Origin of the sequence: Enterobacter cloacae complex sp. P15RS, from assembly GCF_014895905.1 — a bacterium.
In the GTDB taxonomy this organism is placed as follows: Bacteria; Pseudomonadota; Gammaproteobacteria; order Enterobacterales; family Enterobacteriaceae; genus Enterobacter; species Enterobacter quasihormaechei.
On the sequence record NZ_JADBQL010000003.1, the window covers coordinates 49,842 to 71,550 of the forward strand.

Annotated in this window: 17 protein-coding genes; 11 read left to right on the plus strand and 6 right to left on the minus strand. The window is 57.5% G+C overall.

Going from position 1 to position 21,709, the window contains the following annotated elements; translation table 11 throughout:
- Positions 1 to 55: 55 nt before the first annotated feature.
- The 4 genes from cydD (at position 56) to infA (ending at position 4,796) form a co-directional block, all read left to right on the plus strand.
- Complete coding sequence (cydD, locus tag IM267_RS01620; protein WP_193032550.1) at positions 56 to 1,822, plus strand: cysteine/glutathione ABC transporter permease/ATP-binding protein CydD; 1,767 nt, start codon at positions 56 to 58, stop codon at positions 1,820 to 1,822.
- Positions 1,822 to 3,543, plus strand: a complete 1,722-nt coding sequence (cydC, locus tag IM267_RS01625) for a cysteine/glutathione ABC transporter ATP-binding protein/permease CydC (protein ID WP_193032551.1) — start codon at positions 1,822 to 1,824, stop codon at positions 3,541 to 3,543. The genes cydD and cydC overlap by 1 nt, the downstream gene beginning before the upstream one ends.
- 45 nt (positions 3,544 to 3,588) lie before the next feature.
- Positions 3,589 to 4,293 (plus strand): leucyl/phenylalanyl-tRNA--protein transferase, encoded by a 705-nt coding sequence (aat, locus tag IM267_RS01630; protein ID WP_193032552.1) that lies wholly within the window; start codon positions 3,589 to 3,591, stop codon positions 4,291 to 4,293.
- A gap of 284 nt (positions 4,294 to 4,577) precedes the next feature.
- Positions 4,578 to 4,796, plus strand: coding sequence for a translation initiation factor IF-1 (gene infA, locus IM267_RS01635; protein ID WP_002211347.1), 219 nt, complete (start codon positions 4,578 to 4,580; stop codon positions 4,794 to 4,796).
- Positions 4,797 to 4,867: 71 nt separating this feature from the next.
- Here infA and IM267_RS01640 read toward each other — a convergent pair whose 3' ends face one another.
- The 3 genes from IM267_RS01640 to clpS all read right to left on the minus strand — a co-directional run bounded on the left by IM267_RS01640 (position 4,868) and on the right by clpS (position 8,380).
- Entirely contained in the window at positions 4,868 to 5,314 is a 447-nt protein-coding gene (locus IM267_RS01640) for a hypothetical protein (protein WP_193032553.1), read from the minus strand.
- 438 nt (positions 5,315 to 5,752) lie between these two features.
- Positions 5,753 to 8,032: an ATP-dependent Clp protease ATP-binding subunit ClpA gene (clpA, locus tag IM267_RS01645; protein ID WP_063449189.1), complete on the minus strand. Its 2,280-nt coding sequence runs from the start codon at positions 8,030 to 8,032 to the stop codon at positions 5,753 to 5,755.
- A 27-nt stretch (positions 8,033 to 8,059) separates the two neighbouring features.
- Positions 8,060 to 8,380: an ATP-dependent Clp protease adapter ClpS gene (gene clpS, locus IM267_RS01650; protein ID WP_006174393.1), complete on the minus strand. Its 321-nt coding sequence runs from the start codon at positions 8,378 to 8,380 to the stop codon at positions 8,060 to 8,062.
- A 267-nt stretch (positions 8,381 to 8,647) separates the two neighbouring features.
- On the opposite strand from clpS, the gene cspD reads away from it, so the two are divergent.
- The gene (cspD, locus tag IM267_RS01655) at positions 8,648 to 8,869 is read left to right on the plus strand and encodes a cold shock-like protein CspD (RefSeq protein WP_006809408.1); all 222 of its coding nucleotides are present in this window, start codon (positions 8,648 to 8,650) and stop codon (positions 8,867 to 8,869) included.
- Between the two features lie 70 nt (positions 8,870 to 8,939).
- Here the strand turns inward: cspD and macB are convergent, their stop codons facing one another.
- Positions 8,940 to 10,880: a macrolide ABC transporter ATP-binding protein/permease MacB gene (macB, locus tag IM267_RS01660; protein WP_102750845.1), complete on the minus strand. Its 1,941-nt coding sequence runs from the start codon at positions 10,878 to 10,880 to the stop codon at positions 8,940 to 8,942.
- Positions 10,877 to 11,992 (minus strand): macrolide transporter subunit MacA, encoded by a 1,116-nt coding sequence (macA, locus tag IM267_RS01665; RefSeq protein ID WP_063449191.1) that lies wholly within the window; start codon positions 11,990 to 11,992, stop codon positions 10,877 to 10,879. Before macA ends, macB begins: the two co-directional genes overlap by 4 nt.
- Positions 11,993 to 12,151: 159 nt before the next feature.
- On the opposite strand from macA, the gene IM267_RS01670 reads away from it, so the two are divergent.
- Positions 12,152 to 13,108 (plus strand): VirK/YbjX family protein, encoded by a 957-nt coding sequence (locus IM267_RS01670; RefSeq protein WP_193032554.1) that lies wholly within the window; start codon positions 12,152 to 12,154, stop codon positions 13,106 to 13,108.
- Here the strand turns inward: IM267_RS01670 and IM267_RS01675 are convergent.
- On the minus strand, positions 13,105 to 14,763 hold the full coding sequence (locus IM267_RS01675; RefSeq protein WP_107535040.1) for an ATP-dependent endonuclease: 1,659 nt from the start codon (positions 14,761 to 14,763) through the stop codon (positions 13,105 to 13,107). The two genes, IM267_RS01670 and IM267_RS01675, sit on opposite strands and share 4 nt — an antisense overlap.
- A gap of 290 nt (positions 14,764 to 15,053) precedes the next feature.
- Between IM267_RS01675 and aqpZ the strand changes: the two genes are divergently transcribed.
- The 5 genes from aqpZ to poxB all read left to right on the plus strand — a co-directional run bounded on the left by aqpZ (position 15,054) and on the right by poxB (position 21,697).
- Positions 15,054 to 15,749: an aquaporin Z gene (gene aqpZ, locus IM267_RS01680; protein ID WP_193032555.1), complete on the plus strand. Its 696-nt coding sequence runs from the start codon at positions 15,054 to 15,056 to the stop codon at positions 15,747 to 15,749.
- A gap of 177 nt (positions 15,750 to 15,926) precedes the next feature.
- Positions 15,927 to 16,826: a lysine exporter LysO family protein gene (locus tag IM267_RS01685; protein ID WP_102750849.1), complete on the plus strand. Its 900-nt coding sequence runs from the start codon at positions 15,927 to 15,929 to the stop codon at positions 16,824 to 16,826.
- Positions 16,827 to 16,970: 144 nt separating this feature from the next.
- A complete protein-coding gene (hcp, locus tag IM267_RS01690) occupies positions 16,971 to 18,623 on the plus strand; it encodes a hydroxylamine reductase (RefSeq protein WP_193032556.1) in 1,653 nt (550 codons plus the stop codon).
- 10 nt (positions 18,624 to 18,633) lie between these two features.
- Positions 18,634 to 19,602: an NADH oxidoreductase gene (gene hcr / locus IM267_RS01695; protein WP_193032557.1), complete on the plus strand. Its 969-nt coding sequence runs from the start codon at positions 18,634 to 18,636 to the stop codon at positions 19,600 to 19,602.
- Positions 19,603 to 19,978: 376 nt separating this feature from the next.
- Positions 19,979 to 21,697: a ubiquinone-dependent pyruvate dehydrogenase gene (gene poxB, locus IM267_RS01700; protein WP_155024272.1), complete on the plus strand. Its 1,719-nt coding sequence runs from the start codon at positions 19,979 to 19,981 to the stop codon at positions 21,695 to 21,697.
- The last annotated feature ends 12 nt before the right edge of the window (positions 21,698 to 21,709 follow it).

Consider the following 21,709-nt stretch of genomic DNA (forward strand, 5'->3'; position numbering starts at 1 on the left):
TCACGTGTAACATGCAGAGGTCTAATTTCTTATAACGTCACCTGCAAAGTACGCAATGGAAAAAACCCGTCAACAAGAGTTAACACGCTGGCTGAAACAGCAAAGCGTTCTATCCCGCCGCTGGCTTATGATTTCCCGCGTTTTGGGATTCATCAGCGGTCTGTTGATTGTTGCCCAGGCATGGCTGCTGGCCCGCATTCTCAATCATATGATCATGGAGAACATTCCGCGCGAAGCACTGCTGTTGCCGTTTATCATTCTGGTGCTGGTTTTCATTCTGCGTGCGTGGGTGGTCTGGCTGCGCGAGCGGGTTGGGTTCCACGCCGGGCAGCACATCCGCTATGAGATTCGCCGCAAGGTGCTCGATCGGCTTTCGGAAGCCGGGCCTGCGTGGATCCAGGGTAAGCCAGCCGGCAGCTGGGCGACGCTGATCCTTGAGCAAATCGACGATATGCACGATTACTACGCGCGGTATCTTCCCCAGATGGCGCTGGCGGTATTTGTGCCCCTGTTGATTGTTATCGCCATCTTCCCGGTTAACTGGGTGGCAGCGCTGATCCTGCTGGGGACCGCCCCGCTGATCCCGCTATTTATGGCGATGGTCGGCATGGGCGCGGCAGATGCAAACCGCCGCAACTTCCTGGCGCTGGGCCGGTTAAGCGGTCATTTCCTGGACCGTCTGCGCGGCATGGAAACCCTGCGTATCTTTGGTCGCGGTGAAGCGGAAACCGAAAACATTCGCCTGGCGTCGCAGGATTTTCGTCAGCGCACCATGGAAGTATTGCGCATGGCCTTCCTCTCGTCCGGCGTGCTCGAGTTCTTCACCTCCCTGTCGATTGCGCTGGTGGCGGTTTACTTTGGCTTCTCCTACCTCGGCGCGCTCGACTTTGGCCACTACGGTACGGCGGTCACGCTTTCCGCCGGGTTCCTGGCGCTGATCCTCGCCCCGGAATTTTTCCAGCCGCTTCGCGATCTCGGCACCTTTTACCATGCTAAAGCGCAGGCGGTTGGCGCTGCCGACAGCCTGAAAACCTTCATGGAAACGCCGCTGGCGCATCCTGAGCGTGGTGAAGTGACGCTGAATACGAACGATCCGGTGACCATTGAAGCACAGGATTTTTCTGTTCTGTCGCCTGAAGGCAAAGTGCTGGCAGGTCCGCTGAACTTTACCCTGCCCGCCGGGCAACGTGTGGTGCTGGTGGGCACCAGCGGTTCAGGTAAAAGCTCATTGCTGAATGCGCTATCAGGCTTTATGGCCTACACCGGATCGCTGCGTATTAACAAAACGGAGCTGCGCGAGCTTGATCCTGATGCCTGGCGTAAGCAGTTGAGCTGGGTGGGTCAAAACCCGCAGCTGCCTGCCCCGACGCTGCGCGAGAATGTGCTGCTGGCACGTCCGGATGCGCGTGACGATGAGCTGCAATCGGTCCTCGACCGCGCCTGGGTCAGCGAGTTTCTGCCGCTGCTTGCGCAGGGCGTCGATACGGTCATTGGCGATCAGTCTGCCGGGCTGTCGGTGGGCCAGGCACAGCGTGTCGCGCTTGCCCGTGCGCTGCTGAACCCCTGTTCGCTAATGCTGCTGGACGAACCCGCGGCCAGCCTGGATGCACACAGCGAGCAGCGCGTGATGGATGCGCTTAACGCCGCCTCACGCCAGCAAACCACCCTGATGGTGACCCACCAGCTGGAAGGTATTGCCGACTGGGATCGGATCTGGGTGATGGAAAACGGACACATTGTTGAGCAAGGCGATTACGCCGCGCTTGTTGCCGCGCAGGGGCCGTTTGCGAACCTGCTGGCGAATCGTCAGGAGGACATCTGATGCGCGCCCTGCTTCCCTATCTTGCACTGTATAAACGCCACAAATGGATGCTGACGCTCGGGATTGTGCTGGCGATCGTCACGCTGCTCGCCAGCATCGGCCTGCTTACGCTTTCCGGCTGGTTCCTCTCCGCGTCTGCGGCCGCAGGCTTTGCCGGGCTGTACAGCTTTAACTATATGCTGCCAGCCGCCGGGGTGCGCGGCACGGCGATTACGCGAACTGCCGGGCGCTACTTCGAGCGTCTGGTCAGCCACGACGCGACCTTCCGCGTGCTGCAACACCTGCGCATTTATACGTTCAGCAAGCTGCTGCCCCTCTCCCCTGCCGGACTGGCACGTTTTCGTCAGGGCGAATTACTCAACCGCGTGGTTGCGGATGTAGATACGCTGGATCACCTCTATCTCCGCGTCATTTCGCCCATGGTGGGCGCGTTTGTGGTGATTGTCGTGGTCACGCTGGGGTTGAGTTTCCTTGATGTTCCTATCGCGCTGACGCTCGGCGGCATCATGCTGATGACGTTGATTATTCTGCCCCCCCTGTTTTATCGTGCAGGTAAAACCACCGGGGAAAACCTGACGCGTCTGCGTGGAGAATACCGCCAGCAGCTCACCTCCTGGTTGCAGGGACAGGCCGAGCTCACCATTTTTGGCGCCAGCAAACGCTACCGCGCCCGTATGGAAAATACGGAACTTAACTGGCATGAAGCCCAGCGTCGCCAGTCTGAGCTGACCGCGTTTTCCCAAGCGCTGATGATGTTAATTGGTGGGATTGCCGTCATCGCCATGCTCTGGATGGCCTCCGGTGGCGTGGGCGGTAACGCGCAGCCCGGTCCGCTCATTGCGCTGTTTGTTTTCTGTGCCCTGGCTGCCTTCGAAGCCTTGGCCCCGGTCACGGGCGCGTTTCAGCATCTCGGCCAGGTCATCGCCTCTGCGCTGCGCATTACGGACATTGCCGAGCAGGAGCCGGAAGTGAAGTTTAGCGCCGGTCAAACCGCCGTGCCGGAGCAGGTCGCGCTGACGCTCAGCAACGTCACCTTCGCCTACGACAAGCAGGCGCAAAACGCGCTGGAAGACATCAGCCTGTCTGTTGATGCCGGGCAGCGCATTGCGATCCTTGGCCGTACGGGATGTGGCAAATCGACGCTTCTGCAACTTCTCACGCGCGCGTGGGATCCGCAGCAGGGCGAGATTCGGCTTAACGACATTCCGCTTCCTCGTTTTAGCGAAGCGGCCTTGCGTAAAACGGTCAGCGTCGTGCCTCAGCGGGTGCATCTGTTCAGCGCTACGCTGCGCGATAATCTTCTTCTGGCGGCACCAGACGCCTCCGACGATACGCTGCGGGCGATGCTGGAACAGGTTGGGCTGCACAAGCTGCTTGAGGACGACGGGTTAAACAGCTGGCTGGGTGAAGGGGGTCGACAGCTTTCCGGCGGCGAACTGCGTCGTCTGGCCATCGCGCGCGCCCTGCTGCACGATGCGCCGCTGATGCTGCTGGATGAACCAACAGAAGGTCTGGATGCGACAACAGAGAGTCAAATTCTTGATTTACTCACAAATGTGATGAAAGGCAAAACCGTGCTGATGGTCACTCACCGCCTGCGCGGGCTGGTGAATTTCGATCGGATAATTGTGATGGACAACGGACACATAATTGAGCAAGGTAATCACGCAGAGCTGCTGGCAAAACAGGGTCGCTACTACCAGTTTAAACAGCGCCTGTAGACTATATTTGTAGCGTCCTCTCTCGCGTACTGGAGTTCTGTTGTCATGCGCCTGGTGCAGCTTTCTCGCCATAATATTGCGTTCCCTTCTCCGGAGGGGGCGCTGCGTGAACCTAACGGATTGCTGGCTCTGGGCGGCGATCTCAGCCCGGCGCGTCTCCTGATGGCTTACCAGCGCGGCATCTTCCCGTGGTTTTCCCCCGGCGACCCGATTTTATGGTGGTCTCCCGACCCGCGAGCCGTGCTATGGCCTGGGCAGTTTCACCTGAGCCGCAGCATGAAGCGTTTTCACGCAAAATCGCCCTATCGCGTTACGCTCAACCACGCCTTCGGGCAGGTCATTGAAGGCTGCGCTGAAGATCGTCACGAAGGCACCTGGATAACCCGCGACATCATTATCGCCTACCACCAGCTTCATGAGCTGGGCTACGCGTACTCCATCGAAGTATGGAAAGAGGATGAGCTCGTTGGCGGAATGTACGGCGTGGCGCAGGGCACGCTGTTCTGCGGCGAGTCGATGTTCTCCCGCGCTACCAATGCGTCGAAAACCGCGCTGCTGGTGTTTAGCGAGGAATTTGCCCAACGTGGCGGACAGCTGATGGATTGCCAGGTGCTGAATGAGCACACCGCCTCGCTGGGCGCCGTGGAAATTTCCCGCCGACGCTATATCGAACACCTTGAACAGTGCCGACAGGAGACCCTTCCGCGCGATTTTTGGGTACCCAGAACGCTCTTTATGCCCAATGCCTAAATGTTTTCCGCATATTTTTTATGAGGGTGTTATAATTACGCCGCAGAGTAGCTTCTGCCTGTTGCCCCGCCGCCGTTTGGGACCCCCGCTTCAGATAACGTCCTGACGTTTATCCTGTCGTCTCCCCTTTACGAATGCGCTTTCCGTTCGGTTGTACCGTGACGCTTGGGCAATACGCTGAAATTGTTTTGCTGCGTTTTAAACGCGCAATTCTTTACTTAATTGATGAATTTCGGCATTATCTTGCCGGTTCAAAACTTGGTAGTGATACCCCAGAGGATTAGATGGCCAAAGAAGACAATATTGAAATGCAGGGTACCGTACTTGATACGTTGCCTAATACCATGTTTCGCGTAGAACTGGAAAACGGTCACGTGGTAACTGCGCACATCTCCGGTAAAATGCGCAAAAACTATATCCGCATTTTGACGGGCGACAAAGTGACTGTTGAACTGACCCCGTACGACCTGAGCAAAGGCCGCATTGTCTTCCGTAGTCGCTAATTGTTTTCGCCTGTAATGGCAGATGAATATTTAAAAGGTCGGGATAATCCCGGCCTTTTTTATTTAGGGTCTTAGTGTGGCTGTGTCGGCAGATGTATTGTCATCCATGGTTGTACAGGAGCGATTAAATCCCCCGCCATAGAATGAGCCATGTCATGGAGTAATCCCGTCAGGTGCGGCAACATATCGCGGTCAAAATGCGACACCAGCAGCACGTGGTTTAACGCCCGGCAGTAGTCGCACTTCGTTTCGGTATCTTCCAGTAGCCACTCTTTTTGTCGCGGTTGTTCCGCTTCGTCCTCAAGTTCCACCACCTGAAAATCACGCATGGATTCTGCGAGTCCGGTTTTAACTACTTCCAGATAAGCTCCGAGACAGCGGCAAACGGGCTGCGTTTGTGGGAGCGAATGACAGTCGAGCAGGATTTCAGTGAGCAGGTTGCAGCGTTCGGCAAGAGTTGGGAGATCGGGGTTGAGTGAGAGTTCGCTATAGAGCTGAGAAAGATTGTTATTTTCCATTTGATTATGACTCCGTGTGAAATGATGAGATCTCCACCCGAACGCCAACTCAGGTGGCAGACTGAACCGGTTTGGCGTACCGACCCACACGGGAAAATCGGCGCTTCAAAAGAAGCCCCGGTTCAGCCCACCATAATTGAGTCTGCGGATTATATCGCTAGCTTTCAAAAGTGTGAACGAACCTGATGATAGTTGAACGTATCAACATCATTTCTCGTGTGTAATCAGGACGCCAATCCCGGCACCTGATTTTGCAGGTGCGCCGCCATTTTATTACTGTGGATTTATCCAGCAACCAACTTCGAACGAAACTGGAAAGCGCCTCGCAAAATCGCTGCGGCCTGATGCCCTCACCCCAGCCCTCTCCCACAGGGAGAGGGAGAAAGGCAGGCATAAAAAAACCGGGCTATTGCCCGGTTTTTAGACCTACGTTAGAAATCAGTGAGCCGCTTCCGGCTTGTGCTTCGCCGCGCTCTGGAAATCGTACGTCAGCTCGTTCTTCGCCTGATCCAGCGCTACGGTCACCTGGCCGCCGTCCACAAGCGAGCCAAACAGCAGCTCGTTCGCCAGCGGTTTCTTCAGGTTGTCCTGAATCACGCGCGCCATCGGACGGGCACCCATCGCACGGTCGTAGCCTTTCTCAGCCAGCCAGTTGCGGGCCTCCTGGCTCACTTCCAGCGACACGCCTTTCTGATCCAGCTGAACCTGCAACTCGACGATGAACTTGTCCACCACCTGATGGATCACCTCGGTAGACAGGTGATCGAACCAGATAATGTTGTCCAGTCGGTTACGGAACTCCGGCGTGAAGATCTTCTTGATCTCCTCCATCGCATCGGTGCTGTTATCCTGGTGGATCAGGCCGATGGATTTGCGCTCGGTTTCACGCACCCCGGCGTTGGTGGTCATCACCAGCACCACGTTGCGGAAGTCCGCCTTGCGCCCGTTGTTATCGGTCAGCGTTCCGTTGTCCATCACCTGCAACAGGATGTTGAACACGTCCGGGTGCGCTTTCTCGATTTCATCGAGCAGCAGTACCGCGTGCGGATGCTTGATCACCGCGTCGGTGAGCAGGCCACCCTGATCAAAGCCCACGTATCCCGGAGGGGCACCAATCAAACGGCTGACGGTGTGACGCTCCATATACTCGGACATGTCAAAGCGCAGCAGCTCGATGCCCAGCGCCTTAGAGAGCTGAACCGTCACCTCGGTTTTCCCCACGCCGGTCGGGCCGGCGAACAGGAAGGAACCAACAGGCTTGTGGTCATGCCCCAGGCCAGCACGGGCCATCTTGATCGCTTCGGTTAAGGCCTCAATGGCTTTATCCTGACCAAAGACCAGCATTTTCAGGCGATTGCCGAGCGTGCGCAGCGTATCGCGATCGCTCTGAGAAACGCTCTTCTCAGGAATACGCGCGATGCGGGCGACCACGGACTCGATATCCGCCACGTTCACGGTTTTCTTACGTTTGCTGGCCGGCATCAGGCGCGCACGCGCACCCGCTTCATCAATCACGTCGATCGCTTTATCCGGCAGATGACGATCGTTGATGTATTTCACCGCCAGCTCCACCGCCGCACGCACCGCTTTCGCGGTGTAACGCACGTCGTGGTGCGCTTCGTACTTCGTTTTCAGGCCGTTGATGATCTGCACCGTTTCGTCAACCGACGGCTCGGTGACGTCGATTTTCTGGAAACGACGCGCCAGCGCACGGTCTTTCTCGAAAATGTTGCTGAACTCCTGGTACGTCGTGGAGCCCATCACGCGGATCTTGCCGCTGGAGAGCAGCGGTTTGATCAGGTTGGCGGCATCCACCTGTCCACCGGAGGCTGCGCCTGCGCCGATAATGGTGTGGATCTCATCGATAAACAGGATGCTGTTGGTATCCTGCTCCAGCTGTTTTAACAGCGCTTTGAAACGTTTTTCAAAATCACCGCGGTATTTAGTGCCCGCCAGCAGCGAACCGATGTCCAGCGAGTAGATGGTGCAGTCAGCGATCACTTCCGGCACGTCGCCCTGCACAATGCGCCAGGCCAGCCCTTCGGCAATCGCGGTTTTACCCACGCCAGATTCCCCCACCAGCAGCGGGTTGTTCTTACGGCGACGGCACAGCACCTGGATGGCACGCTCCAGCTCTTTGTCGCGGCCAATCAGCGGGTCGATACCGCCGACGCGAGCAAGCTGGTTAAGGTTGGTGGTGAAGTTTTCCATACGATCCTCCCCGCCTGCTTGCTCTTCACTGTTGTTGATCTGCCCGCTGGGATCCGACGCCTGGTTAGGCTCGTCTTTTCGCGTTCCGTGAGAGATGAAGTTGACCACGTCGAGCCGGCTGACTTCGTGTTTGCGCAGCAGGTAGGCCGCCTGGGACTCCTGTTCGCTGAAGATGGCGACCAAGACATTTGCGCCAGTCACTTCGCTACGTCCGGAAGACTGGACGTGGAAAACCGCGCGCTGCAATACGCGCTGGAAGCTGAGCGTCGGCTGCGTGTCGCGCTCTTCTTCACTGGCGGGCAGCACCGGTGTGGTTTGTTCGATGAAGGCTTCGAGTTCCTGACGTAGCGCCACCAGATCCACGGAGCAGGCTTCCAGCGCTTCGCGGGCAGATGGGTTGCTAAGCAATGCGAGCAGCAGGTGCTCGACGGTCATAAACTCATGTCGGTGCTCACGCGCTCTGGCGAAAGCCATGTTTAAACTGAGTTCCAGTTCTTGATTGAGCATAGGCACCTCCCCCAATTTTATGCCTTATCAGGCCTTTTCCAGCGTACACAGCAACGGATGCTCGTTCTCCCTTGCATAGTCGTTCACCATCGCTACTTTGGTTTCCGCGACTTCGGCAGTGAAGATGCCGCAGATCGCTTTCCCACGATAATGAACGGTAAGCATCAGTTGCGTTGCACGTTCAACATCATAAGAAAAGAACTTTTGTAGCACGTCAATAACAAATTCCATTGGCGTGTAATCATCGTTCATTAACATAACTTTATACATAGATGGCGGTTTTAGCGCGTCGCGCACTTTATCTTCCGCCAGCTGGTCAAAATCCAGCCAGTCGTTGGTCTTACCCATGATGCATAACCACTTTGAATCTACCTCAGATGTTAGATAACAATCATCTATTACTGTCATCCGCGATGTCTGTCACAAACTGTTGCAATAGCGTTAACTGCCTCAAATTTTGGTTGATTATTGTCCCAACTCCAGCGCCAAACGCTTGACGGCGTCTTCCGATTCTCTAAATTGTACAAGCGTGAGTTGGCGAGGTTTTGAACAGCCCCCACTCCACCACCGGTTCATTCCATCTTAATTTATAAGATTTACGAAGGATGTCGAAGCATGGAAATGGGTACTGTTAAGTGGTTCAACAACGCCAAGGGGTTTGGCTTCATCTGCCCCGAAGGCGGCGGCGAGGATATCTTCGCTCACTATTCCACCATTCAGATGGATGGTTACAGGACGCTCAAAGCCGGGCAGTCCGTCCGGTTCGATGTACACCAGGGGCCAAAAGGCAATCACGCCAGTCTTATCGTGCCCGTTGAAGCAGAAACGGTTGCATAGCTCTCTGATTCATTGTGTACACCCCGCAGGCAAAATGCCAGCCCGATCGGCTGGCATTTTTATTTTCGGGTTATTCTCGCGCCAGCGCATCCACCGGATCAAGCCGCGCCGCGTTTCGCGCCGGCAACCAGCCGAACAGAATACCGGTGAAGGTGGAACATAAAAACGCCGTCAGGATCGCCATCGGCGAGAAGCCAATCTCCCAGCCCGGTAAGAAGAGCTGGAGCGCAAAGGCGATCATCATCGAGAGCGCAATTCCCATCGCACCGCCCACCAGGCAGACCAGCACCGCTTCAATCAAAAACTGCTGAAGCACGTCGCTGGCTCTGGCCCCGACCGCCATGCGGATGCCAATCTCCCGCGTACGCTCCGTCACCGACACCAGCATAATGTTCATCACCCCGATCCCGCCGACGACCAGCGAAATCACCGCCACCAGCGTCAGGAACAGCTGAAGAGTACGTGTGGTCTTTTCCGCCGTTTTCAAGAGGCCGTCCATGTTCCAGGTGAAGAAATCCTTCTTCCCGTGGCGCAGGGTTAACAGCCGCTCCAGCTGCTGTTCCGCCAGCGCGCTGTCGTAGCCCTCCTTCACCCGTACGGTGATGGAGTTGAGCCAGGACTGCCCCATAATGCGCCCGGAAATGGTGCTGTACGGCAGCCAGACGCGCAGGATCTTGCTGCTGCCAAACATCGACTGCTTCTCCTCCGCCACGCCAATCACCGTGGCAGGCATGTTGCCGACGAGGATCACCTCGCCCACTACGTTCGTTTTATTGGGGAAAAGCTGCCTGCGCGAGTTGGCATCCAGCACCACCACCTGCGCCCTGCCCGCCAGCTGTTCGGCGTTAAAGGTCGCCCCTTCGCTGAAGGTCATGCCGTAGACGTTGAAGTAATCTCCGCTGACGCCGTTAGCGCTGGCCGCCACGTCAATGTTGCCGTAGCGCAGACGCAGATTTTGCGAGACGGCAGGCGTGGCGGAATTGACCCACGGCTGCTTCTGAATCGCCGCCAGATCGTCATACTTCAGCGCCTGCTGATACTGCGGCTCGTCGTCGCCAAAATCTTTGCCGGGATAGACGTCGATGGTGTTGGTCCCGATGGCGCGAATATCCGCCAGCACCAGCTGCTTCGCCGCATCGCCCACCACCACAATCGACACCACCGAGGCAATACCGATGATGATGCCGAGCATGGTCAGCAGCGTGCGCATTTTGTTGGCTGCCATCGCCAGCCAGGCCATGGTCAGCGCCTCGCGAAAGCCGCTGGAGAACTGTCCCCAGCCGCCAGACGCGGGCAAGGCTTCCTTCGGCGCGGCCGCTCTGGACTGACGCGGCGGAGGGTTGCTAACAAGCTCCCCGTCGCGGATCTCAATGATCCGTTCGGCCTGTGCCGCCACCTGCGGATCGTGGGTGACGATAATCACCGTATGCCCCTGATCGCGAAGCTGGTGGAGGATCGCCATCACCTCTTCACCGGAATGGCTGTCGAGCGCCCCGGTTGGCTCATCGGCGAGGATCACCTGTCCGCCGTTCATCAGCGCGCGGGCAATGCTCACGCGCTGCTGCTGACCGCCGGAAAGCTGCGAGGGCTGATAATCCACCCGCTCCGCCAGCCCAAGACGCGTTAACAGCGCCTTTGCGCGCTCAAGGCGCTTTTTCCGCTCCACGCCCGCATACACCGCCGGCACTTCCACGTTCTGCGCCGCGCTCAGGTGTGAAAGCAGATGGTAGCGCTGGAAGATAAAGCCAAAATGCTCGCGGCGCAGCTTCGCCAGCGCGTCGCCATCCAGGGTGGACACGTCCGTGCCGGCCACGCGATAGGTGCCGCCGGTGGGTTTATCCAGACAGCCGAGGATGTTCATCAGCGTTGATTTACCCGAGCCTGACGCCCCGACAATCGCCACCATTTCTCCGGCTTCGACGCGCAGGGAGATGCCCTTCAGCACCTCCACCGGCCCGTCGCCGGACGGGTAGCTACGGCGAATGTCATTCAGCTCAAGCAGCGCCGTCATTGCGCGGCTCCGGGCAGGCTTTCGCTGGTAACCACTTCCTCACCCGCTTCCAGCCCTTTCACCACCACCACGTCGGTATCGTTACGCGCGCCAATCACCACTTCCCGCTCGCGGGTTTCGCCGTTGCGCAGCACTTTCACCTTGTAGCGATTATCCCCGGCGGATTCGCCCAGCGCGGAGAGCGGAACCGTCAGCACGTTTTTCACGCCGGTCAGCTGAATATGCACCTGGGCGGTCATGTCCAGACGCAGCACGCCCTGCGGGTTTGGCACCTCGAAACGCGCGTAGTAGAAGATGGCGTCGTTTACCTTTTCCGGCGTCGGCAGGATATCTTTCAGCACGCCCTCATAGCGGGTTTGTGGATCGCCCAGCACCGTAAACCAGGCTTTCTGCCCCGGCTTAAGGTGAATGACGTCCGCTTCGGACACCTGAGCTTTCACCAGCATGGTGCTCATGTCTGCAAGGGTCAGGATGTTCGGCGCCTGTTGCGCGGCGATAACCGTCTGGCCTTGCAGGGTGGTGATCTGCGTCACTTCCCCGGCCATAGGCGCAACGATTTGCGTGTAATCAAGGTTGGTTTTCGCCGTATCCAGCGAGGCCTGATTCCGCTTAATCTGCGCGTCGATGGTGCCAATCTGCGCCTGCTTCACCGCCAGCTCCGTGGCGGCAGTGTCCAGATCCTGCTTCGAGATGGCCTGCGTTTTCGCCAGCGCCTGCTGGCGCGTCAGGGTGACCTGGGCAAGATTACGCTCTGCCTGAGCCTGAGCACGCTGCGCGCGCAGCTCCATCAGCGTCGCTTCCACTTCGCGGATCTGGTTTTGCGCCTGCTCAGGATCGATCACCCCCAGCAGTTGGCCTTTTTTAACCTTATCGCCAATCTCAACTGACAGAGTTTTAAGCTGGCCGCTGACCTGCGCGCCCACGTCAACTTTACGCAGAGCATCCAGTTTCCCCGTCGCCAGCACGTTCTGTTGCAGCTCGCCCGGACGGACAATCAGCGTTTGATACTGTGGCACCGGCGCGTTCAGCACCTTCCATAACCAGAATCCGCCCGCCAGCACCACTACCGCCAGCAGCAGAAACAGCTTTCTGCGTTTTCCCTTCAGGTTCATAAATATTCCAAATAGTTGTTCTGGCTACCATCAACGTTGATTTTATCTAAACCACTCCTCAACGAAACCCCCGATCCCCGTAATCGTCGGGAATTGTTTACCCGATGTTGATAAAGCGCCTGCTGAAATAGCGACATTCCACCAGAAGCAGGATCTAACATGTCTTCCATCGTCGATACACCCTATTCAACGCTGCCCCAGCCTAAATCAGGCTGGCAACTGTTCAAAAGCCTGGCATCGGGTTCCCTCACGCCGGGGCTGGCGTGGCAAAATCCGGCCTATCGACGTAAGTTTATGTTGCGCTCGCTGGCAACGCCTCTGACCACTGCGCGCCTGCTCGCGAACCTTGCGAAACAGCCCCGTCTGATGCAGCTCCTGCGCGTGCAGCCCGGCCTGCCGTGCCGCCTGCACCGACCGTGGCTGACCGTCAACATGGACCGTCAGCATACGCTGGAGGCGCTGAACGAGCACTATCAGATGATGAACCGCCATCTTCCTGCGTCGCTGCTGAACGGCTACCTCTCCAGCCAGGGCATCACGCTGGTGACGTTAACGGGCAAAGAGGAGCAGCAGTTTAGCATTCGCCTGAGCGCGGATGCGTTTCTGGATAAAGAAGGGGAAGCGACCCTTACGTTTTGCGACCACCAGAACACGGTGCTGGCCGAACTGACCTTTACGCTGTGCAAATATGAAGGCAAGACAACGCTATTTATCGGCGGAATGCAGGGGGCGAAAGCGCATGTCCCGCACGAGCACATTCAGCTTGCGACAAAAGCCTGCCACGGGCTGTTCCCAAAACGTCTGCTGGTTGAAGCAGTCATGACGCTGGCAGACGCTTTCCCGGTCGAGCAGATCCTCGCGGTGAGCAACGCCACCCACATCTACCGCAGCTGGCGCTATCGCAAGAAAAAAGAGGGAAAATTGCTGGCTGACTACGACAGCTTCTGGCGCTCTCTTGGCGGACAGCAGCAGGAGAATGGCCACTTTGCTCTGCCTTTAACCATGCCCCGTAAACCGATGGAAGAGATTGCGAGTAAAAAACGGGCCGAATACCGCCGCCGCTATGCCCTGCTTGATAGCCTGATCCAGCAGGTTTCGCAGGCGACCGGCCGCTAATCTGCCCTCCCGCGCGCCAGCCAGAGCACGCGGGAGAACATTTTACGCAGCAGGGTCGGCACCGACTCCACGCCCCGCCTGCCCGCTTCCGTCGCCACTTCAATGGCCAAATCCGGCTTCGACGACCGCTGGATGGCTTTGGCAATCACCCGACGCATATTCATGGGCACGTCTACCGGGATCATCGCCACGCGGTGAAAAACGTCGTCAAATCCCTGGCGGTACATGAAGTGCTCCATGTCCATCGCGGGCAGCGTGGTCAGATGCTCCCGCTCCTCTTCACGATCGTTATTGAGCAGGCTGCGCACGGTCGCCGCGTATTTTTTCCCCGCCTCATCGCCGTCTACCAGAACATGCCACTCGATCCCCATCCGGCGTGCAAATTTGATCAGCGGCTTTAAGCCGGACTGGGCAAATTCAATCACCTTGATCCCCTCAGCATCAAAGTGGTGTCCGCACTGGCGAGCCAGCTCGTTTATCACCCAGGTTTCGGTTTCCCCTTCCACCAGCAGCCAGCAGCGGGCAAACAGGGAAGAGGCGCGGTTAAAACGGATATGAAACGCAATTCGACGGCCATCTTCAGCATTTAACCCGCCGGGCCCGAGCCGGTAGGCGGTAACGCGCGACGATTCACGCACCAGGCGGCAGACGTACTCTACCGGCGTCAGGGAGAGCAGCTCGCCGGAATTCGTGGTGGTGACACGCTGCAACGGCAGCAGATTCAGAAGATGCCACGCCACGGAAAGCATAATCGGGTGCAGACGCGTTTCCGGATCTTCCACCAGCAGCAGCGGGCGCGCGTCCCGATCCAGGCGCACCGTCCCTTTCGCCTGTAAAAGCGTGGAGAAGAGTCCCAGCAGGATCACCCGATGCGTGCGTCCGCCGGGGCGGTCGATCATGCGGTTGATGATATCGAGATAGCGCCAGCTTCGTTGCTCATCGTGCGAGCGGCGGCGCATCAGGCGGTGGCGTGCCTGGCCCGTTCCCTGCTCGGAAAAGTAGTGCTCCAGTAATTGCACCATGGCAGAAAGACCCTGACGGATCTGGCCGTCGGTGAGGTTCTGCGGCCGCGAAACCAGTTCCCGGGCGAGAAAATCCAGCTCGCGGGCGGTCACCTCCACCTCTGGCATATTCGGCACGGTGCCGTTACGGATCCGCCGCATAAAGCGCGCGTCACGTAAGCGCAGCACGGGAGACAGGCGGATCAGATGGCGGGCAAGATCGTCAATCTGTTCGAGCGGGATCGGATTTCCCTTCTCATCAAGAAATTCACGCAGGGTGAGTACCCCGTCGTTTTGCGCCATTTCGCCCTCAAGGCGATAGAAAATACGGTGGAAACCGTCTTCACAGGGTACCCAGCAGGGGGACATCGGACGAAAACGACGCACGCGATGGCGACCGGGCTCGGATTCGCGGAAGGTCAGTATGATATGCAGATGTTTTTCTCGTCCGTTGACATCCCCCGGCGGAAACCAGAAGTCGTCATGAACGAAGTGGTACAAGTTCTCTTCGGGCGAAAGCAGCAGCGTCAGGGCATCCAGCAGGCTGGATTTACCCCAGGCATTCTCGCCTATCAGGACGTTGTTCTGTTCCAGCTGTAGTGACAGGCGGTTAATCCCGCGGAACCCGACAATCTCCACACGTTCGAGTAGCATACATCCCCCGCATTTCGGCCACTTTTTCCTTCACGTTATCAGCAGTATAGCGGCAGGCTATGTGTCACGACAGCAGAATATATGCCCGATTAATCATTGGGCCATGCGCGGTTCCCTCCGTTCTGAACAAGGAATGACATCACATTGCCTTAAATCAAATTTAGTGAATTTATTTGAGTGGCGGAGGAAAGTTGATGGTTTCAAAATACTGGCTCTTTGCGTCGTCATCCCTTTATGACGATATAAACCGCGCGCAAAGCTGCGTGCGGAGGTTTATTTTTGAGGTGGTTATGTTCAGAAAATTAGCGGCAGAATGTTTTGGTACATTCTGGCTGGTATTGGGTGGTTGCGGTAGCGCAGTACTGGCAGCCGCATTTCCGGAATTAGGTATTGGATTTGTCGGCGTTGCGCTGGCATTCGGTTTAACGGTATTAACCATGGCCTTCGCCGTGGGGCATATTTCCGGGGGACATTTCAACCCGGCCGTTACGTTAGGCTTATGGGCGGGCGGACGTTTCCCGGCGAAAGACATTATTGGCTATATTATTGCTCAGGTTATTGGCGGTATTATTGCCGCGGCGGTACTGTACGTAATTGCCAGCGGTAAAGCGGGCTTTGACGCAGCGGCCAGCGGTTTTGCCTCGAACGGTTTCGGCGAACATTCTCCGGGCGGCTACTCAATGCTGTCTGCCATCATGATTGAAATTGTCCTCACCGCCGGTTTCCTGCTGGTGATCCACGGCGCGACGGACAAACATGCGCCTGCCGGCTTCGCCCCTATCGCGATTGGCCTGGCGCTGACGCTGATCCACCTGATCTCCATTCCGGTGACCAACACCTCCGTAAACCCGGCGCGCAGCACCGCCGTCGCCATTTTCCAGGGCGGCTGGGCGCTTGAGCAGCTGTGGCTGTTCTGGGTGATGCCGATCGTCGGCGGTATTCTGGGCGGCGTGCTGTACCGCACCCTGCTGGAAAAACGCGATTAATTAAGTGCGGCCTGTAATGTCGGGTGGCGCTAACGCTTACCCGACCTACGTGAGTGTGCACTTTGTAGGCCGGGTAAGGCGCAGCCGCCACCCGGCTTTCTTTTGCCGCTTTACTGTACAGCCTTTATTGGGTAGTGTCTCTGGCGCTTAACGAAAACTCAAAAGGACCGGCTGTTCATGTTCTCAGGACTCCTCATCATTCTTCTGCCCCTGATTGTGGGCTACCTTATTCCGCTGCGTCATGAATCGGCCTTAAAGCTCATTAATCGTTTTCTCAGCTGGATTGTTTACGTCATTCTTTTCTTTATGGGGATCAGCCTGGCCTTCCTGGATAATCTGGCGACAAATTTACTTTCCATCCTGCATTATTCTGCGGTCACGGTCGTGGTTATTTTGCTGTGCAATATTGCCGCGCTACTGTGGCTGGAACGCACTATTCCCTGGAAAAATCACCACCATCAGGAAAAGCTTCCCTCCCGAATTGCGATGGCGCTGGAATCATTAAAGCTGTGCGGCGTTGTGGTGCTCGGTTTTTTACTGGGGCTGACCGGATGGGCATTTTTACAACACGCAACGGAAGCCAGCGAATATACGCTGATTTTCCTGCTGTTCCTGATCGGTATTCAGCTGCGCAATAACGGCATGACGCTGAAACAGATTGTCCTTAACCGCCGGGGAATGATTGTTGCCGTTATCGTTGTGGTCAGCTCAATGGCGGGGGGCGTGATTAACGCCTTTATTCTCGACCTGCCGCTGAAAACCAGCCTGGCAATGGCATCCGGTTTTGGCTGGTATTCTCTCTCCGGTATTTTGCTGACCGAATCGTTTGGCCCGGTGATTGGCAGCGCCGCCTTCTTTAACGATCTGGCGCGCGAGCTGATAGCCATCATGCTGATCCCCGGTCTGGTACGCCGCAGCCGCTCTACCGCGCTGGGCCTGTGTGGCGCCACCTCGATGGACTTTACCCTGCCGGTGCTACAGCGCTCGGGGGGGCTGGAAATGGTCCCTGCCGCCATCGTACACGGCTTTATTCTGAGCCTGCTGGTGCCCATTCTGATGGCGTTTTTCTCAGCCTGATACTGCTTTGGCGGTAGTGACCCTGCCGCCAAAATTGCGCTAAATCAATAACCCTCCATTTAGTACAAGAAAGCACTTTTCTCCGTTGTGCCACAGGCATAACCTTAAACATGTATCTCAAATATAACTTTAACAGGTGTGATTATGTTTTGTGTGCAATGTGAACAAACCATCCGTACCCCGGCAGGCAACGGCTGCTCTTACGCGCAGGGTATGTGCGGTAAAACCGCAGAAACGTCCGATCTTCAGGATCTGCTGATTGCAGCGCTACAAGGCTTGTCCGCCTGGGCCTTCAAGGCCCGTGAATATGGCATTGTCGATCACTATGTCGACAGCTTTGCGCCGCGCGCATTTTTCTCCACGCTGACCAACGTTAACTTCGATTCTCCACGTATTGTGGGCTATGCCCGTGAAGCGATTGCCCTGCGTGAAGCTCTGAAAGCGCAGTGCCTGAATGCCGATGTCAGTGCCCACGTGGACAACCCAATGGCGGAGCTTCAGCTGGTGAGCGACGACCTGGGCGAGCTACAGCGCCAGGCAGCAGAATTTACCCCCAATAAGGACAAAGCGGCGATTGGCGAGAACATCCTCGGCCTGCGTCTGCTGTGCCTGTACGGCCTGAAAGGTGCAGCGGCCTATATGGAACACGCGCACGTGCTCGGTCAGTACGACAACGATATCTACGCCCAGTACCACAAAATCATGGCGTGGCTCGGCACCTGGCCTTCCGACATGAACGCTCTGCTCGAATGCGCAATGGAAATCGGCCAGATGAACTTCAAGGTCATGAGCATTCTGGATGCCGGTGAAACCAGCACCTACGGCCACCCAACCCCGACGCAGGTCAACGTCAAAGCGACCGAAGGCAAATGCATCCTGATCTCCGGCCACGACCTGAAAGATCTCTACAACCTGCTGAAGCAGACCGAAGGCACCGGGGTTAACGTCTATACCCACGGCGAAATGCTGCCCGCCCACGGCTACCCGGAACTGCGCAAGTTCAGTCATCTGGTGGGTAACTACGGCAGCGGCTGGCAGAATCAGCAGGTGGAGTTCGCCCGCTTCCCTGGCCCTATCGTGATGACCTCTAACTGCATCATCGACCCTACCGTGGGCGCGTATGATGACCGCATCTGGACCCGCAGCATCGCCGGCTGGCCGGGCGTGAGCCACCTTGAAGGGGATGATTTCGGTCCGGTTATCGCCCAGGCGCAGCAGATGGCGGGCTTCCCGTACAGTGAAATCGAACATCTGATCACCGTCGGCTTTGGCCGCGAAACGCTGCTGGGGGCGGCAGATTCTCTGATTGACCTCGTCAGCCGTGAAAAACTGCGCCACATTTTCCTGATCGGCGGCTGTGACGGCGCGCGCGGCGAACGTAACTACTTCACCGATTTCGCCACCCGCGTGCCGGATGACTGCCTGATCCTGACCCTGGCCTGCGGTAAGTACCGCTTCAACAAGCTGGACTTCGGCAACATTGAAGGCCTGCCGCGCCTGGTGGATGCTGGCCAGTGTAACGATGCTTACTCGGCCATCATTCTGGCGGTCACGCTGGCGGAAAAACTCGGCTGCGGCGTGAACGATCTGCCGCTGTCGCTGGTGCTCTCCTGGTTCGAGCAGAAAGCGATCGTCATCCTGCTGACCCTGCTTTCTCTCGGCGTGACCAACATCGTCACCGGGCCGACCGCGCCAGGCTTCCTGACGCCGGACCTGCTGGCCATCCTGAACGAGAAATTTGGTCTGCGTTCCGTGACCAATGTTGAAGATGATATGAAACAGCTGCTGAGCGCGTAAGGAGTAATTCATGACCATGCCAACCTCACAATGTCCGTGGCGGATGCAGGTACATCACATCCATCAGGAGACGCCGGATGTGTGGACGCTGTCGCTGCTGTGCCATGACTACTATCCGTACCGCGCGGGTCAGTATGCGCTGGTCAGCGTGCGCAATTCGGCGGACACCCTGCGCGCCTACACGATCTCCTCAACGCCGGGCGTGAGCGAATACATTACGCTCACCGTCCGCCGCATTGATGACGGTGCAGGCTCCCAGTGGCTGACCCGTGACGTGAAGCGCGGGGATTATCTCTGGCTGTCTGACGCGCAGGGCGAGTTCACCTGTGACGATAAGATGGAAGATAAATTCCTGCTGCTGGCGGCGGGCTGTGGCGTGACGCCGATTATGTCGATGCGTCGCTGGCTGGCGAAATACCGTCCGCAGGCCGACGTGCAGGCGATCTTCAGCGTGCGCTCCCCGGAAGATGTGATTTTTGCCGAAGAATGGCGCAACTATCCGGTGACGCTGGTTGCGGAGAACAATGCCACGCACGGGTTTATTGCGGGCCGCCTGAGCCGCGAATTGCTGCAAAGCGTGCCGGACATTGCGAACCGTACCGTGATGACCTGCGGCCCGGCGCCGTACATGGAGAGTGTGGAGAAAGAAGTGAAAGCGCTGGGCGTGACCCGCTTCTTCAAAGAGCAGTTCTTCACGCCCGTGGCGGAAGCGGCGACCAGCGGGATGAAGTTCACGAAGCTGCAACCGGCGCAGACCTTCTTTGGCCGCGTGGGCACCACGCTGCTTGAAGCGCTGGAAAGCAACAACGTGCCGGTAGCGGCAGCCTGCCGCGCTGGGGTGTGCGGATGCTGCAAGACTAAAGTGGTTTCCGGTGAGTACACCGTCACCAGCACCATGACGCTGACCGACGCGGAAATTGCAGAGGGTTACGTGCTGGCGTGTTCGTGTCACCCGCAGGGGGATTTGGTGCTCGCATAAACGGTAACCGTTAGCGCCACCGGGCTTTTAGCCGGTCCAGCTCATTTGTCTCTGTAACCCTTGTAGGCCCGGTAAGCGTCAGCGCCACCGGGCTTTTTTGCCGGGTGGTAGCGACGACCCGCTCATTTGTCTCTGCAACCCTTGTAGGCCCGGTAAGCGTTAGCGCCACCGGGCTTTTTTGCCGGGTGGCACTGCGTTTACCCGGCCTACGTTGTGCCTGCCGCCTGTAAGGCAAGTCGTAACAAGAGTTTGCCGGGTTCGCCACATGCCCCCCCATTGCAGTGAAAGCCATCGTTAAATGCAGGTTGTTGCACAGGCAATACAGTCACTTTCTTCTAAGCTTGTAAGCGATATCACATAAAGGAGAAGGACAACCATGAAACAAACCGTGGCTGCATACATAGCGAAAACCCTTGAGCAGGCTGGCGTAAAGCGTATCTGGGGCGTCACCGGCGATTCGCTGAACGGACTCAGCGACAGCCTTAACAAGATGAAGACCATTGAATGGATGCCCACCCGCCATGAAGAGGTCGCCGCCTTTGCCGCGGGAGCCGAAGCGCAGCTCACGGGCGAACTCGCCGTCTGTGCCGGCTCCTGCGGGCCAGGTAACCTTCACCTTATCAACGGTCTTTTCGACTGTCACCGCAACCATGTGCCGGTGCTGGCGATTGCCGCACACATTCCATCATCCGAAATCGGCAGCGGCTATTTTCAGGAGACGCATCCCCAGGAGCTGTTCCGTGAATGCAGCCACTACTGCGAGCTGGTCTCCTCGCCGGAGCAGATCCCGCAGGTGCTGGCGATAGCCATGCGTAAGGCGGTCCTGAATCGTGGGGTTTCTGTGGTCGTCCTGCCGGGCGACGTGGCGCTGAAGGCCGCACCTGAAACCGCCACCACCCACTGGTACTCGGCGCCGCAGCCGACCGTCACCCCCGCTGAAGAAGAGCTGAAAAAGCTGGCGCAGCTGCTGCGATACTCCAGCAATATCGCGCTGATGTGCGGCAGCGGCTGTGCCGGTGCGCATAATGAGCTGGTGGAATTTGCCGCTAAGCTGAAGGCGCCAATCGTCCATGCCCTGCGCGGGAAAGAGCACGTTGAGTACGATAACCCGTACGACGTCGGCATGACCGGGCTGATCGGTTTTTCCAGCGGCTTCCATACCATGATGAACGCCGACACGCTGATCCTGCTCGGCACCCAGTTCCCGTACCGCGCGTTCTACCCGACGGACGCCAAAATTATTCAGATCGACATCAACCCTGGCAGTATCGGCGCGCACAGCAAGGTGGATATGGCGCTTATCGGCGATATTAAATCTACCCTCGCCGCCCTGCTGCCGCTGCTGGAAGAGAAAACGGACCGCAAATTCCTCGATAAAGCCCTGAGCGATTATCGCGATGCGCGCAAGGGGCTGGACGACCTCGCCAAACCGAGCGAGAAAGCCATTCACCCGCAGTATCTGGCGCAGCAGATCAGTCACTTCGCCGACGACGATGCCATTTTCACCTGCGACGTGGGTACACCCACCGTCTGGGCCGCACGCTACCTGAAGATGAACGGTAAGCGTCGCCTGCTTGGCTCGTTCAACCACGGCTCGATGGCGAACGCCATGCCGCAGGCGCTGGGCGCAAAAGCGACGGCACCTGAACGTCAGGTGGTAGCGATGTGCGGCGACGGCGGCTTCAGCATGCTGATGGGGGATTTCCTGTCGGTGGCGCAGATGAAGCTTCCGCTGAAAATCGTGGTCTTTAACAACAGCGTGCTGGGCTTCGTGGCGATGGAGATGAAGGCCGGAGGCTACCTCACGGACGGTACCGAGCTACACGACACCAATTTCGCCCGCATTGCCGAAGCCTGCGGCATCACCGGCATTCGGGTGGAGAAAGCCTCAGAGGTGGACGATGCCCTGCAACGCGCCTTCTCCATCGACGGCCCGGTGCTGGTGGATGTGGTGGTGGCCAAAGAAGAGCTGGCGATCCCGCCGCAAATCAAGCTGGAACAGGCCAAAGGTTTCAGCCTCTACATGCTGCGCGCCATCATCAGCGGGCGCGGTGACGAGGTGATCGAACTGGCAAAAACCAACTGGCTCAGGTAAAACATTTCACAT